The following is a 15,401-nucleotide window of genomic DNA, read 5'->3' as shown; positions in this document are numbered from 1 at the left end:
GAAGTTTTCCGATTAAGTAGCGAAAACCCCCACATTTTTCCATTTTTTGGATTGATAGGCGGAATCTCTCCGTCTATTTAAGCGTTTTCTTATGATATTTTCATATTAAGCGAAATTTTTCCGTCTATTTATCAGATTGGGCGTTTAACCTGATCTCCCAATCGATAAGAGCGGACCCTCTTGATCCCAGATGCGGGAATCAGCATCTTTTTATCGACGAGTTGAGAAAGCACCTTTTTTACCGTCTTGTCACTTAACTTCAAATACCTCTCCACTTCTTTAGGAGATATGGATTCTCCTTTTCGAACCGCTAGCCGAAGGATTTCCTTTTCGACAATAGACAAAGATGTCTGGTCAAGTTCATCACCCAGCCGTTGGCCAATCACTTGCTGAACAATCTGTTGGCATTGACGAGGCTTCTCTTTCACTTGATCATAAGAAAAGCGGAGCACGGTCCATCCGTCAATCACTAACTGATTTTGACGTTCCAGGCTGTCGGAAAATTGCCATCTGCTCATGTTCTTTAGGTGAGGCCCATACCCGTCGACCTCAAAACATATCCGGACACCAGGACGAATATAGGCAAAATCCAAATACCTTTTGCCATCCTTGAAATCATCGACTTCATATTCTGGGTGAAGATACTTGAAGTGGTAAAATGTTGGCCACCACACTTGCTTCAAAAACAACATTTCAGCCTGGTTGTGACCTTCTTGCAAGCGCCGCAGCCGTTCACCGGTTCTTGCCTGCAAGTGAGCATTCAAAAAGGCCTGATATCTTCTTCAAATCCCATATATTTCCTCCTAGTTAATTATTTGAACTGCGGACAGATTTTTAAAATAAATGATGTTCATGCGAGTGGCTTAGATTGCAGAAAATAGAAGCGGAGCAGCAAATCTAAAAGAAAAGCACAGAAGAATTTGAGGATACTACTATTTTTCAGTCTAGTAAAAATCTTACATTTGTCAATAAAGAGAGGCGTTTGGCTGAAACTATTGAGTTCTCCGCGGCCTCTCTATTTGAGGTTTTATACCATTTTAATCTGGATGCCAGTTCAGCCACAACTTATACCTTCAGTACTTACTTTTTTTCTTTATTGGCATCCAAACTTCGCTATATACATTTTCATAAGTACCATCATGCTTGGTAAAAGAAATTCCAGGCAGGTCGGCGATTTCATAACCCGATGATGGCAGCCATTCTGAATAAGTTTTCGCAGTCGTTTCTTGAAGAGTAGCAGGGAATGGTCCTTGGTTAGGGAAAATTGCCCACAGACTTTCCTCGATAGAAAGTTGTTCTAAATCAGCAAATGGATTTTCTTTTGTTGTTGCAAAGCCAATCATATGCGTTAAGTGACCTTTTTCTTCCAAGTAACCATCATCAAAATTATAAGATACGTTCAAGACTTGATGGGGGTATACATCGGCTAATTGATGCATCTCGTTTCTTTGCTGTTCGGTAATGGACTGAGCTAGTTCTAAAATTGCATGATTGGCACCTTCAAATTGTATGGGCACCCTTTTCGATACACCGACTATATTAAACTTCTCTTTCTTTTCAATTTTGAATTCCATCGAAAATCCTCCTCTTATATCTATAAAGAATGAAAATTTGGGAAATGATTTTTGAATTTTATTCTTCATTACTTCTGAAGGTAAAAAGCCACACCATTCGCGAAAGGCTCTTGAAAACCCTTCGATTGATTGATAGCCATACTTATAGGCAAGATCGGTAACCTTCGCACCGTTTATTAATTCAACATTCGCTGCTGATAATCTTCTGTTTTTGATATACTCGTTCAATGACATTCCTGCCATATACGAAAACATTCTTTTAAAATGATAATCAGACAGCCCGACTATTTTTGATATTTCTTTTCCGGAGATCTCTCTCGTTAAATTTTTCTCGATGTAGTCCATTAATTGATTGAATTCTTGTAACATTTCATTCCCCTCCTTTACAGTTACATCATAGTGTAACCATTGATTTTTCACTCGATATTTTCTATACGGATTTTATCGGATTAAGAAAAGCCCGCACTTCCTAATGATACGGTTCTTCGTAATCTTACTTTCATCATAGTTCTAAAAAATACGCTACGAAAGCCATCTGGCAGTTTCTATCCACTTGTCTGAGCGGGATCCCTCTTCTCAAATGGCTATGAAAATATTGAACTTCCTGGATAAATGTTGAATTTAAGGAGTACATCTAGAATAATAGACAGAAGAATGTCAATACATACATAAGGAAGTGAACAACATGAGAAAACTAGCTTTGCTATTCTCAGGAGTGCTTCTCCTTTTTTTCCTGGTCTCTTGTTCGGAAAACACAGCTACAACTAATCAGAGTGAAAAAAAGGACGAAGAACCAGCACAGGAAGAAGGCAATTCAGACGAGAAGGAAGCCAAAAAAGAAAAGGAAGAAGAGAAGGCCGCTATTCAGCCATTCAAACCGATGGAACCAGCAGAAGATGCTTCTCCTCTAAAAGAACAGTTATCTGAAGAGGATATGGAGAAGATGCCCTCTGCCGAAGCTCGCGGAGGAGATCGTACCAGGATGATTCCAGTTGGAGAAACATTGGTAAAAGGAGCCGAGGATCAAACCGACGGCCCTTTAAAAGATCATAGAATCGTAGCCTATTACGGACATCCGAACTCTGCCAATATGGGGATATTGGGAGAAATGGAACCAGATAAATTAATGGAAAAATTAAAAGAGCAAACACAGGCCTATTCAGATGCAGATCCTTCGCGTCCTGCTGTGCCCATGATTGAACTAATTTCTACCGTAGCCCAGCGTGACCCGGGAACTGAAGGCAAGTACTACCACCCAACTTCACCTGAGCAAATTGACGAATATGCTGCTCTCGCTGAAAAAAATGATGCGTTGCTTATGCTGGATGTCCAACTCGGAACAGATTCCGTCCTCCATCAAGTTAAATTACTGGAAAAATGGCTGAAGCTGCCGCATGTCCACCTCGCCATTGATACCGAGTTTCATGTGAAAGAAGGAGAAACTCCGGGGCTCAATCTCGGTCAAGTAGACGGAGCTGAAGTGCAAGAAGCAGTGCAGTACTTAACGGAACTGACAGCAGAAAATGAGCTGCCAGATAAAATTATCCTTGTCCATCAGTTTATGGACGAAGCATTAACGAACAAAGATGCTATTCAGCCAAGCGAAAATGTAGAAGTAGTCTTAAACTATGACGGGTGGGGCGATTCCTCCACGAAAATGTCACTCTACCGCAAGTTCGTGCGAAACGAAGCAGTCCAATACGGCGGGTTTAAAATCTTTTATAAAAAAGATAAGCCTGTGTTAAGTCCGGAAGAGGTCTTGAAGCTAGATCCCAACCCGGCGATTATTAATTATCAGTAATTTTAGTTGAAAGCAAAAGTGTCAGGTACCTTCAGTGGTACCTGACACTTTTGTTATGTCTTAGCGAAAAATTCCACCAAGACATTAACAACAAACCATTATTCGGCGTATAACCTTGCCCTTATTAACTTCACACCGATCGACTATTTCAAAACCAACTTCATTAAGTATTCCATCTATATCTTCAGTCGTCACGACAACCATTTTTTTTGCAAAGCGACGTGCACATTGGAGCATTTCCAATTTTTCCTCATCGGAAACGACTGAACAAAGGTTATAAGGCATATCGATAATGGCTATATCGTACATTTCCGTTATGTCTCTGATATCCCTTAAAAATACAGGTCCAGAAAACCCAAAATGCGCGAGGTTATTACGAATGCCTTTCATTACTAAAGGATTGTAATCACTGCCTGTTATATTAATGCCCATAGATGAGGCCTCGATCAATACGGTCCCTATGCCGCAGCATGGATCAATCACAGTAACGCCCGTTAATTCTGGAACTGCAATATTCACCAGCGCTCTTGCTACTCGGGTAGTTAAGGCTGTGGAGTAGTTATGAGGCTTTTGTTGATGAATAAGCCACATACCCTCGTTTTCCGAATAACTCCCGAAATACCATTTTCCTTTTACCTTAGTAACGGCCAATACGATCTCCGGATGATCAAGATTCGCTGTACCTTGAATCAAGCATCCAATTTGTCTAGCGATCGCTTTCCTTTCTTGAAACTCCATTTTATCAAGGGGATCGATACCTCGATAATTGACGCCGATTACCTTATAGGTACTCTTCAATGGAGGCATTTCCTGAACCTTTTGCAAGAGGTCTTCCAAAGTATCACACGTAAATAGAACTTCTATTTTCTCTTTTATAAAAGGACTCCTGCTCGGGTCCATATCCATACTGCTCTCTAATACAAATGAATATAAGGCAGAGCAAAATAATGAACGGACCTCCAATTTACATAAATCCTCTTCTTCTTCAGCATAATTAAATGTATATAAAAAGGTGCTTGGCACTAAATGCTCTTGGATCAAGTTCTTTTTTCTCCTTCTTTCTTCAGATAAGCCTTAAGATACTCTGTTTTTCACAAAATCTCAAAACGCCATACTCTTGATTTGGAGTATGGCTGCCTTGTTTTCACTGCATTTATTAACTATTCTCTTTTACAATTGCTCCGGCATAGACATTCCAAAAACCATCCTCTTGAAGGCTATTGAAGGATCTATTCTATGCTTTTTTGTTTATCTTTAAATGATAACATATTTGCCTGCAAGATTTTTGTTTATTATGAAACCTCTTCCCCGATTAATCCGAAATGCACGGTAAATCTGTTAGCCTCATGAGCTAAGGAAGTTATAAATGAGGTTTTAGAACTGAATTATTGAACTATAAAAAAAGCCTATTCAAGATTTAATGCTCTTGAGTAGGCTTGTGTGCACTTTGGAAAAAAAACCTTATTTACTTATGACCGGTTCACCATTTCATTCTATTTAAGAGTCCGCAATCTATAACTTTAATTGCTTCCCTTCAAATGCTTTAACCTCTAATGGGGCAGTCAAAAAGTTCTTTGCATTTGCTACGAACTTGGTAAAGTGCTCGCTTGCATTATGATTGGCAACAGCTTGCATATCCTCCCAAATTTCCACCATCGTAAATAGATTTTCCTTTTCTGTGTCTTTTTGAAGGCGATATGAAATATTTCCGTTTTCTTCTCTTGAGGCAGCAATTAACGGCTGAATTTCCTCTAGAAACAAATCCTGTTTCGCTGGATTTATATGGAATGTTGCATGAATAATAATCATCGAGCGTCAATCCCTTCTTATTAAAATTCCATTACTTCCATTGCGCGACTTGATCAATAGGCAGACGAACGGATTGATATCCGTTATCTGCTGCTTTACCAATTGAGATTAACATAACCGGAACATAACGGTCTTTATCCAATCCAAATGCTTCTGCAATTTTGTCTTTTTCATATCCGCCGATTGGATTTGTATCGTATCCATAAGCGCGGGCAGCAAGCATGAACTGCATGGATACAAGACCGCCATCTACTAAAACAACATCTTCCATTTCTTCTCGTGAAATCGATTCAAAATAGCTTGAAAAGGACGCGTGAATTCTTTCTTTTACTTCTAAAGGCATAAATCCCTTTTCTACAGCTTCACCGTAAATTTCTTCAAATTTCTCAAAATTATTCATATCACCAAATACAGCGATAACTGCTGATGAGGTTTCAACTTGAGTTTGGTTAAAACGGGCCAGTGGAGCAAGTGTTGCTTTTGCTTCAGGACTTTCAATCACAAGAAAGCGCCATGGCTGCATATTAACAGAAGAAGGAGCACGTGTTGCTAATGTAAGAATTTCTGTCATTTCTTCATGGCTGATTTTTACGGATTTATCATAATTTTTAATGGAACGGCGTTCTGTCACAATTTTATTAAAATCATTCGTTATTTGGGTTGTATTCCTAGAAGTCATTGTTATATTCTCCTCTTTTCGTTATGAGTGTTTTTATAATATTGAAGTTCTTTACGTACTTTTATTCAATTTAGACAAACATATCGTAAAGTGTCTAAAATACTAATTGCCTAAACCTTACTCCACTTTCTTTAAGTTGTAAACTGAAATGCATTGGAAGATCAGAATTTGAATGAACACCATTGGATTATGATATAATTTCCTGATAAAAGGAGTGGTAACTTGAGAAAAATTGCACCTGATGAAAGACAGATGATGAGAAAAGCCTATGTAAAAAAGTTAATCCCTATCGTTCGGACTCAAGGATTCCTTTCCCTTACCACTCAAGAGATCGCAAAAACGATGAATTTAAGCCGGGCTTCCTTGTATAACTACTTTTCTTCGAAGGAAGACATTATTATGGAGCTGACTAATCTCTGTATTGATTATATAAATGAAGCTGGTCAAACCATTTCCAATGAAGAGTTATCTTATCCGCTTCGTTTGCAAAAAGTGTATGAACAAGCTGTTTTTTCAGCTGTCTATGCTTCAGATATTTATTTAGCTGATTTAAAAACAAGCTGTAGGCACCTTTATGAAAAAAAGATGCAATCAAGAAAAGAACAACTTTCTGCCATTCATACATTTTATCGAAATGGCATAAAAGCAGAAGTTTTTAATCAATTGAATCCCTCCATCTTAATTATTCAGGATGAAATGGTACTAGGGAAATTGGTGAATACAGCCTTTTTAGCGGAAGAAGAATTGTCCTTGAAACAAGCTATATTCGATTATTATGTAGCAAAGAAAACCCAGGTCCTAAACCCCGTGCACTTGCAAAACACGAAAAATGAAGATATTCACGCAATGGTAGAAAACATCCTAAACAAACTGGCAGCCATCTAGAACTATAAAGGAGACTCTTACGAGACGGTAAGAGTCTTTAGTTATTTTTTTTGCAACGATACGTTAGCAAAACTCGCTTTATATTTCTATTGAATACTGTTTAAAATGGTTGATAGCTTTTGATTTAAATTCTTTAATTCCTTCATGTCTATGGAGAGATTTTCAGCAATTTTGAAGGAATACTATTGGATGAATTGCAAAGAACTGTAGACAAATGCCTACAGTTCTTTGTTTTTGACGTCTTATTGCTTAAGGAATTAAAACTGCTTAAAACCTCATTTACTTATGGTACGGTTCACCGTAGCAGGGCTAAATGAGGTTTTTTCCCTTGTCCATTTTAGTTAGCTGGCTGAAGGATCTCCCAATCTCTCTTACTCCAATATTTCTTCCGTAAGCAGCTTAAATCCTTTAATCATCGTGTCTTCTTCCACCTCGATCAATAAACAGCGTTTGCCATTGTAATTGACCTGTTTGACATATCTCAAGTCTTAAGGACTGATCGCAATATTCGCTATTTTTGTGCTGATCTTAATGGACTTGGACGCGTAACTCGGAACGATATGGCTTGCTTTCATTTCATACGTTTTGTCTTCAACCACCTGCTGAAATGCCCTTTCCACTATTTTCAGTAAATCGTTATCCAACTTAAATTGTTTTCGAATCTCTGCTATATCTTTGTTATTCATCTCTAATTTTAACTCCCTGGCTAGTAAGATTCGTGTTTTGGACAAAAAAGAGCATCCAAAGCTACAGTTAGCTTTAGACACTTCTATATTATAACAATCTTTAAGATGAAGAAGGCCTATCTATTATGGATTGCCTTTGTTCCTCTTGGGTCGTTATGCATCTCTACATGTTTTGTATATTTTAAAATTAAATTGCTAATAATGTGTATGAATATGGAATTTTCAAGTACGACTAGAAATGTTTTTTCTCAATAAGAGGGGTGGGATGTACATGTTTTGGGAAAAAAAACAAATTGAACGTAAGCTTGTTACTCAATCAATAGCTGAATCAGAATTATCGATAGAAGCTCTGAAAAAAAGCCTCGTTCAAATGGATGATGCAGAATTTGTGGAAATTGACATTTCCGATATTCGAAAAATTCATCTTGTTTACATACGAACTCTCATTGACACAGAAAAATTAAATGAAAGCATTATAAATCCTTTAACTAATTGTTCCAAACCGTCTATTCAAGATTGCATTGTGAATTCCTCAATTATTCACATTCCTATTTTTATAGAGGCAAAAAAACAGTTGTTTTCAGGGTCCATTTTGTTATTTGATTCTTCGCAAAACCTTTGGTTAGCTGTGCCATTACAAAATCCTATTGGACGTGCCATTGAAACATCTGAAACAGAAACCATCCTGTTCGGAGCAAAAGACAGCTTTAGTGAACAAGTAGAACAAAATATTACGCTTATTCGAAGACGACTCCCCATACATGAACTGAAAGCAGAGAAGTTTACTGTCGGTTCTATGAGTGAGACAAGTGTTGTTTTAATGTACATAGAGGGGCTGACTAATCCAGATTTTGTTTCAACAGTCAAAGAGAAGATTTCTGAAATTAATTTTGATCTCTTCTTTGACTCCTCTCAAGTTGCGGCATTCATGGAGGAACATCAAAACAGTATTTTTCCTCAGTTTCAGCAAACTGACCGTCCTGATGTAGTTGCTTATTCTCTGGGATTAGGAAAGATCACCCTTCTGGTAGACAATACACCATTTGCTCTTGTTGCACCCATTACTTTTTTCCATTTGTTCCAATCACCCGAGGACTATATTAATCGATGGGTAGTTGCCAGTTTTTTGCGCATCATCCGATATGTCTGTTTTCTTCTGTCAGTCTCATTGATTCCTATCTATGTGGCATTGACAACTCATCACTATCAAATGATTCCTATGCAAACACTTCTGGTCTTGGTCGACTCAAGGAGTAAGCTTCCTTTCACTCCTTTTTGGGAAGCATTTATCATGTTAATTTTTATTGAAATCATAAAAGAAGCAAGTTTAAGGATGCCTACAAAAACAGGTCAAACACTTGGGGTTATTGGTGGTATTGTGATTGGCCAAGCGGCTGTTGAGGCTGGATTCGCTAGCAACGTATTAATTGTCATGGTTGGGATCTCGACGATAGCTTCCTTTCTTATCCCCAACTACCTTATGACAAAAGCAAATTCATTAATGCAATTGATGCTTCTTGTTTTTTCTTCTTTACTTGGAATAATTGGGATTGCACTAGGAATCATTGCTATTTTAGCCCATCTTAATAGCTTGTCTTCAATCAAGCAACCCTATTTTTCACCAGTTTCCCCTTTCTTTAGAAAGGATTGGATAGACTTATTCATTCGAGGGCCATTAACCAAGATGTTGGAGCGTCCAGAGCATCTTAAACCTCTAAAACTGAAGAGATATAAAACTAGGAGATGACTTGATGATGATGGAAACCCACCAATTATTTAAAAAGAATGAAACCTATAATGGGTTCTATGCCATGTTGTTGGTAAATCGCCTCCAAATGCTATACTTTTTTCTGATTATGCCAAATATCTTAATCAATCCATATATGATTTGGGTGCTTATAGCTGTCGGGATATTATCCCAATGTATTTGATAAGCTAAAACTGAGCCACCATAGCAATTGAAAAGTGAGCCACTTTTATATGAAAATAATCCTAACTTCATAGAGTTAGGAGCGTATAGAGGTGATTTCATTGGAGAAGAAACAGAAAGTGCTACTTGCCTTTCATCAAGAAGATAAGAGTCAACGTCAAATTGCAAAGGAGCTTGGGATCTCTCGCAATACTGTAAAAAAGTATATTCAAGAAGATCTTGAAAAAAGACAGCTAGATATAAGGGAGTTACCAATTACAGATAACTATCTAACGCCTCCGTCGTATAAAAAACGGAAAGGAAATAAACGTGCATTAACACCATCCGTTATGAAACGTATTCGAAAAATGTTAAAAGACAACGAGTACAAACGACAACATCAAATGCACAAGCAACAACTAAAAATGATTGATATTCATGAAAAGTTATTAGATGAAGGCTTTGAAATTAGTTACACCACTGTTAGAAATTTTGTGAATAGTGAGGAGAAACGTCAAAAAGAAGTCTTTATTCGTCAAAAGGCAACTGCTGGTCATGAGATTGAATTTGACTGGGGAGAAGTAAAATTATTCATTGATCAAACCTTACGTTCTCTTTCAATGGCGGTCTTTACCCTACCATATAGTAATGATCGATTTGCTTATTTGTATGAATCAGAAACAATAGTTTGTGTACAAGATGCACATGTAAAGTGTATTAACTATTTGGGCTTTGTACCAGAGGTATTCACATACGATAATATGCGAACTGTTGTAAAAAACTTTATAGGAACCGATCGTGAGATTACTGATGGTATGAAAAATCTATCGATGCATTATCATTTTAAAATACGACTATGTGAACCGAGAAAGGGAAATCAGAAAGGGCATGTGGAGCGTAGTGTAGAATACATCCGCCGGAAAGCATTTGCCCATCGAGATGCGTTTACAAGTATAGAAGAAGCTCAGGCCTATCTAACAGAAATCATCATGAAATTAAATTCTCGTAAACATTATAAGAAAAACCAAACACACCATGAATTAAAGCTAGAAGAACGTGCAGCTCGGCAAGTAAGTGCAGATATTATTCCATTTGATGCATCTGAGTTGTTTGAATTTAGAGTAGACAAATACAGCACAATTACTTATAGACAAAATCGTTATTCTGTTCCAGAAGGACATGTTGGAGAATGGGTCAAAGTAAAAGCAAGTGCGGAAAAAATACTTATTTTTAGTGAAAAGGCGTGTATCGCGACTCATAAACGAAGTTGGCAGAGCCACCAGTGGGTAATGGATATCTATCATTATTTACGGACATTTGAAAAGAAAAAAGGTGCATTGGCTCAAAGTGAATGTTTGAGTCAAGCACCAACAAAAATAAAAAAATTATACAAAGATTATTATATTGGAAATGAGCGAGATTTTCTAGAGTTACTTATCTATTTAAAAGAACATAACAATCTAGAAAAAGTCTTAGCGGCGGTTGAACAACTTGAGAAGAACCCTATGGTTCAAATATCAACAGATAAGATTATCTTCTTAGCTAATCAAGGCGAACACATTCATAAAACTGTACATTCCAAAAATGAGGTCACCACCCAATCTCTTGAAAATCTTTCAGCCATTACAGCATTATTCGAAACTAAAAAGACAGGGGTGCTTCATTAATGGATAAGCGACAAGAAATGATTGAAATGTGTAAAGAACTTCGACTACCAAGTATTCGGGCATTTATTCAAGAAGATGAAACGTGGAAACAACATCAGACAGCAGAGGATTTTTTATATCACGCATTGGTACAAGAGATGCAAGATCGAGAAGTGCGAGCAAAAGCGAATCGGATTCGTTCTGCAAATTTTCCTGAAAAGAAACTATTAACCGAACTAGAGATAGAGAGATTACCGCAGAATGCGGCCTCTCGCCTCTCACATTTAAAGAAATTAGATTTTATTCAAGAAAAACAGAATGTCTTATTAATTGGATCACCTGGAACAGGTAAAACTCATATTGCGATTGGTTTAGGAATTGAAGCTTGTTTAGCTGGGTATAAGGTGTATTTTACAACCGTTTCATCACTAGTCAATCAATTAAAGGAGAGCCGTTCTGAAAGAACGTTACGTTCATTTGAGTTGAGGTTTGAAAAGTATGATTTAGTGATTATCGATGAGCTAGGTTATATTTCTTTTGATAAAGAAGGTGCAGAATTATTATTTACTCATCTTTCCCTACGTGCAGGACGAGCATCTACCATCGTTACAAGTAATTTATCATTTGATCGCTGGGAAGAAGTTTTTCATGATCCAGTTTTAACAGCAGCTCTAACAGATCGACTAACACATAGAGCTTATATGATAGACATGGTTGGACCATCGTATCGAATATTAGATACAAAAGAATGGCTAGAAAATAGTTCAGTTTAAGTGGCTCAGTTTTTAATTAATAAATGGCTCAAATTTTACTTGCGAAATACATCCCAACTAAACCTTTTTCTTTTATCGAAGTGGCTTTTAACCCGTTTATCTAGCAATGGATATAATGGATTTGTCCAATTGTTTGGGAAAAAATTGGTACGATTTCTCTCTTTCATCGGGTTGTTCTTTATTCTACTTAAACTTTCCGTCATAACGTTAGGATTCAGCGAAATTGTTCAAACATTTATACTTCCATCAACAGATACAAATTATCTTGTCTTTTTTATTTTGTTGTTCTGTTTTTATGTCGCAGGTAAGGGCGTTGAACATACCATTCGTTTTGTGTTGATTTCTTTTTTCTGTACATTTTGGATAATCACATTTTTCGTTTTTTTCTTCTTTCCCCCAATAGCTCAACTCAGTGATTTGTATCCACTTATTCCAATGGAGTGGAAAGTAGAAAATTGGAAAGCTTTTTTTTTAATTTTGTCTTCCTATTCTGGTCCAGAATTTCTGGTATTTTTGGGGCCATGGCTTAAAACAAATAATAAAACCTTTCGCTATTTGTCTTACGGCAACGCTATCACCGTTGTAGAGTATGTATTCCTATTTATAGCATCCCTATTTTTTTTCGGTTCCAATTATTTAAGTAAAACTCAATATCCAATTATTAATATGTCCCGTTATTTTCAAAACCCAGTGTTTGAACGAATTGATATGATCATGCTTTCCTTTGAATTATTTAACCTAGTTTTTGCAGTTTCTCTATTTCTACTATTGTTTTATGGAGCATCTAAAATAGCTTTTGGTAAAATGAGCAAGCCGTCCAGTGGAAAAGGTTTGTTATTCAGTGTATTCCTTATTTTTATCGGAATGGTTCTTGTGAATGAATTATTTTGGAAGTCTTGGGAGAAGCAGAACTTTTTACTTAATCTTCGAATTATAGTTGGAAGCATAAGCTATTTTCTTGTTCCACTTGTTATTGTTTTAGTAATGAAAAAAGAGGCGGGTAAAAAACATGCGTCTACATAAAAAGATATGTAAAAGATTGATACTCCTTTTTATGACTTTTTGGTTATCTGGCTGTGCCTCTTTTACCGAAAACAACCTTATTGAAGAAATTTCTCCCGTTACCTTTTTGTCAATTAGTAAGGGGGATAAAGGGAAATTAAAAGTCAGTACAATTATGCCTCCTCTAAGTAAAGAAAATAAGTTTGTTATGTCACAAGAAGTCAGCTTATTAAAGGAGGGAGTACAGAAGTACAACTTAAACTTCTACCAGGAAATTAAATCCGGACAAATGCGGATGCTGGTAATTAGTGATGAACTTGGAAAAGACGGGATTATGTCCATTATAAATGTATTATTGACTGATCCGGATATTTCTCCGAGAATCTATTTAGTTATCGTAAAAGGAAATTTTGATGAATACTTGGAAAGTCAATTGGACAAAGATGAAAACTTTGATTACTCGTTTTACCGAATGCTGAAGCATTATGAGGAAAAAAACCAAGGAGAATTAACTGTCGTTAATCTTCATCAATTTAAAAATTTTCTCTATACTCCTTATTCAGATCCTTTCTTGCCTGTATTCAAAATAGAAGAGGATGGGATCAACTATGAAGGTACAGCCTTGTTTAAAGATGACAAGCTAGTTGAAACTATTTCATCTTTAGATGATCGTATCTTCCAGCTGATAAACAACGACCACTACTTAAAAGTTTTACCGATTCAAAAATTTAAAATTGTACTGGGTCATGTTAGATCTAAAATAATAGTAGATATCGATAGCAGCTATTCTACAATGACCTATACCGTGAATATAGACACTAGGATTGAGGAATACCGGGGAGAGAAGCAATTATTTGACCCAAAGCAGTTAGAAAATATGAAAAAAGATATCGAAACCCATCTTGAAAAACAAACACATGAACTAGTTAAAAAGATGCAAGAATTGAAAGTGGATCCATTACAGCTTGGCATACAAACAAAAAGACCATTCTCAAAACCAATGGAAGAAAAAAAATGGATTGAAATGTTTGAGAAGATGGACATTAAAATAAAATACAATATTAATATCGATCCTTTGACGGATGCAAATTCAAAAAGGCAAAACCTTTAATTTTCCCTATCGAATAACCCATAACGCAAACAAAATGCCCTAGAATCTAAAGATTCTAGGGCATTTTGTTTACAATCTATTGCTTTGCGTAATTTCTGTCATATTATACAATAACACAAGCTAGCGTTGTGGTCGAAAACTTTGGAAATAACCATGATTTCATCACATCCGCCTGGCTTTCCTCCAAAAATGTCTGCGGCTATTCTTTTACCATTTGTTTGCTACCAATAATCGATGAGCCTAATTGTTGCTGGAGAGCATCTAAGTAAATCTGCCTTTTTAGATGAGTAAGATACTCTCAATTGAATCTGGTTGAAAAATCAATTATATAAATAGGTGTTTTTCATATTATACAGCTTAATTTTATTGGTCAATGTTAAACTGTTCCTAAAAATTTTCTATAGATTAGGTAAGTTTAATGCTGTATTAATATTATCGAGATCCAAATTGATTTGTTCGTTCATATCCCAAGCGTGGTACCATCCCTTTTCTACCATATAACTAGAAATTTGTTCATATCAAGAGGTTTTAGCTGCATCTGGAGTAAATCTTCCAATACCTCTGTTGACATACACATTCAATCCCCTATCTCTTTGTCTATCCTCTAAAATTTCTATATAATGTCCAAAGGCATTTTTCTAGTCGGTTGCGGAAATACCTCATCAAGTCTATTTAAATCCTCTTTTGTTAATTCAATTATAGTAGCTTTCGCATTTGCTAGTACATGTTCTTCTTGAACAGCTTTTGGAATAGCTAGACAATCGTTAGAACGGATTGTCCAAGCGAGAGCGATTTGTAAGGGTTGTACAGCGTATTTTTCTGCAATCTCTTTAATGGTTGGATCCGTTAACAATTGTCTTCTTAATGAACCTCCTTGAGCTAGCGGGCTATATGCCATAATAGGCATGTGATGTTCTCGCTGCCATGGTAAGAGATCATAATCTATACCCCTTGAACCAAGATGATATAACACTTGATTAGTCATACAATTTTTTCCGTTAGTGGTGTTCCATAACTCTTTCATATCATCGGTATCAAAATTGGAGACTCCCCACCTTACTATTTTTCCTTCCTTGCGTAGCTTTTCCATTCCTTCAATGGTTTCTGCTAATGGCACACGTCCTCGCCAGTGTAAAAGGTACAAATCAAGATGATCGGTTCCCAGCCTTTTTAGACTGTTTTCACACGCTTTGGCAATCATATCTAATCCCGCATGATGAGGATACACCTTTGATACTAAAAAGACGTCATCTCTACGTCCTTTAATTGCTTCACCGACTAAGCGTTCAGAATCGCCATCACCATACATTTCCGCCGTATCTATAAGTTTCATTCCTAAATCTATTCCGAGTTGTAAAGCTTTGATTTCCCTTTCTCTCATTTGAGGATTTTCTCCCATGTACCAAGTTCCTTGTCCTATTCTTGGTAGAGAAGTTCCATCAGGCAATGTAACTACACGACTTTCAAGGGAATTTTTTATTTTTGTTAATTTATTTTCGTCCTGTACACTCATTAAAAATCAACAC

General features: G+C 36.6%; 14 protein-coding genes and 2 pseudogenes. 8 read left to right on the top strand and 8 right to left on the bottom strand.

Translation table 11 applies throughout. The annotated features are described in order from the left end of the window. Positions 1-131 precede the first annotated feature (131 nt). Positions 132-764: a hypothetical protein gene (locus BQ4305_RS12460; RefSeq protein WP_110928105.1), complete on the bottom strand. Its 633-nt coding sequence runs from the start codon at positions 762-764 to the stop codon at positions 132-134. A gap of 309 nt (positions 765-1,073) precedes the next feature. Next, entirely contained in the window at positions 1,074-1,943 is an 870-nt protein-coding gene (locus BQ4305_RS12455) for an AraC family transcriptional regulator (RefSeq protein ID WP_110928104.1), read from the bottom strand. Positions 1,944-2,259: 316 nt separating this feature from the next. Here BQ4305_RS12455 and BQ4305_RS12450 point away from each other — a divergent pair, with 316 nt between their 5' ends. Beyond that, on the top strand, positions 2,260-3,375 hold the full coding sequence (locus BQ4305_RS12450) for a hypothetical protein (protein ID WP_110928103.1): 1,116 nt from the start codon (positions 2,260-2,262) through the stop codon (positions 3,373-3,375). Positions 3,376-3,459: 84 nt separating this feature from the next. On the opposite strand, the gene BQ4305_RS12445 is transcribed toward BQ4305_RS12450, so the two are convergent. The 3 genes from BQ4305_RS12445 to BQ4305_RS12435 form a co-directional block, all read right to left on the bottom strand. Continuing rightward, entirely contained in the window at positions 3,460-4,416 is a 957-nt protein-coding gene (locus BQ4305_RS12445) for a TRM11 family SAM-dependent methyltransferase (protein ID WP_234396949.1), read from the bottom strand. Between the two features lie 471 nt (positions 4,417-4,887). Beyond that, on the bottom strand, positions 4,888-5,184 hold the full coding sequence (locus tag BQ4305_RS12440) for a putative quinol monooxygenase (RefSeq protein WP_110928102.1): 297 nt from the start codon (positions 5,182-5,184) through the stop codon (positions 4,888-4,890). Between the two features lie 31 nt (positions 5,185-5,215). Then, on the bottom strand, positions 5,216-5,863 hold the full coding sequence (locus tag BQ4305_RS12435; protein WP_110928101.1) for a nitroreductase family protein: 648 nt from the start codon (positions 5,861-5,863) through the stop codon (positions 5,216-5,218). A 222-nt stretch (positions 5,864-6,085) separates the two neighbouring features. Here BQ4305_RS12435 and BQ4305_RS12430 point away from each other — a divergent pair, with 222 nt between their 5' ends. Beyond that, on the top strand, positions 6,086-6,748 hold the full coding sequence (locus BQ4305_RS12430) for a TetR/AcrR family transcriptional regulator (protein ID WP_110928100.1): 663 nt from the start codon (positions 6,086-6,088) through the stop codon (positions 6,746-6,748). A 371-nt stretch (positions 6,749-7,119) separates the two neighbouring features. Here the strand turns inward: BQ4305_RS12430 and BQ4305_RS12425 are convergent. Further along, positions 7,120-7,368, bottom strand: a pseudogene (locus BQ4305_RS12425) (DUF4317 family protein); the annotation flags it as partial. Positions 7,369-7,705: 337 nt separating this feature from the next. Between BQ4305_RS12425 and BQ4305_RS12420 the strand changes: the two are divergent. The 6 genes from BQ4305_RS12420 (at position 7,706) to BQ4305_RS12395 (ending at position 13,875) form a co-directional block, all read left to right on the top strand. Further along, entirely contained in the window at positions 7,706-9,181 is a 1,476-nt protein-coding gene (locus BQ4305_RS12420) for a spore germination protein (RefSeq protein WP_110928099.1), read from the top strand. Between the two features lie 4 nt (positions 9,182-9,185). After that, positions 9,186-9,365: a hypothetical protein gene (locus BQ4305_RS12415; protein WP_234396948.1), complete on the top strand. Its 180-nt coding sequence runs from the start codon at positions 9,186-9,188 to the stop codon at positions 9,363-9,365. A gap of 100 nt (positions 9,366-9,465) precedes the next feature. Continuing rightward, the gene (gene istA / locus BQ4305_RS12410; protein WP_199880677.1) at positions 9,466-11,010 is read left to right on the top strand and encodes an IS21 family transposase; all 1,545 of its coding nucleotides are present in this window, start codon (positions 9,466-9,468) and stop codon (positions 11,008-11,010) included. Continuing rightward, positions 11,010-11,762: an IS21-like element helper ATPase IstB gene (gene istB, locus BQ4305_RS12405; RefSeq protein ID WP_110928097.1), complete on the top strand. Its 753-nt coding sequence runs from the start codon at positions 11,010-11,012 to the stop codon at positions 11,760-11,762. The genes istA and istB overlap by 1 nt, the downstream gene beginning before the upstream one ends. 129 nt (positions 11,763-11,891) lie before the next feature. Next, positions 11,892-12,785, top strand: a complete 894-nt coding sequence (locus tag BQ4305_RS12400) for a GerAB/ArcD/ProY family transporter (protein ID WP_234396947.1) — start codon at positions 11,892-11,894, stop codon at positions 12,783-12,785. Further along, on the top strand, positions 12,772-13,875 hold the full coding sequence (locus BQ4305_RS12395; RefSeq protein ID WP_110928096.1) for a Ger(x)C family spore germination protein: 1,104 nt from the start codon (positions 12,772-12,774) through the stop codon (positions 13,873-13,875). Before BQ4305_RS12400 ends, BQ4305_RS12395 begins: the two co-directional genes overlap by 14 nt. 398 nt (positions 13,876-14,273) lie before the next feature. Here the strand turns inward: BQ4305_RS12395 and BQ4305_RS21875 are convergent. After that, positions 14,274-14,393: pseudogene (locus tag BQ4305_RS21875) on the bottom strand (spore coat protein); the annotation flags it as partial. 95 nt (positions 14,394-14,488) lie between these two features. After that, the gene (locus tag BQ4305_RS12385; protein ID WP_107932124.1) at positions 14,489-15,388 is read right to left on the bottom strand and encodes an aldo/keto reductase; all 900 of its coding nucleotides are present in this window, start codon (positions 15,386-15,388) and stop codon (positions 14,489-14,491) included. Positions 15,389-15,401: the final 13 nt, after the last annotated feature.

Source organism: Bacillus massiliglaciei, assembly GCF_900098925.1.
GTDB classification, from domain to species: Bacteria; Bacillota; Bacilli; order Bacillales; family DSM-1321; genus Peribacillus; species Peribacillus massiliglaciei.
The sequence above is the reverse complement of the archived record's forward strand: the minus strand, read 5'-3'. Positions and strand labels throughout refer to the sequence as shown.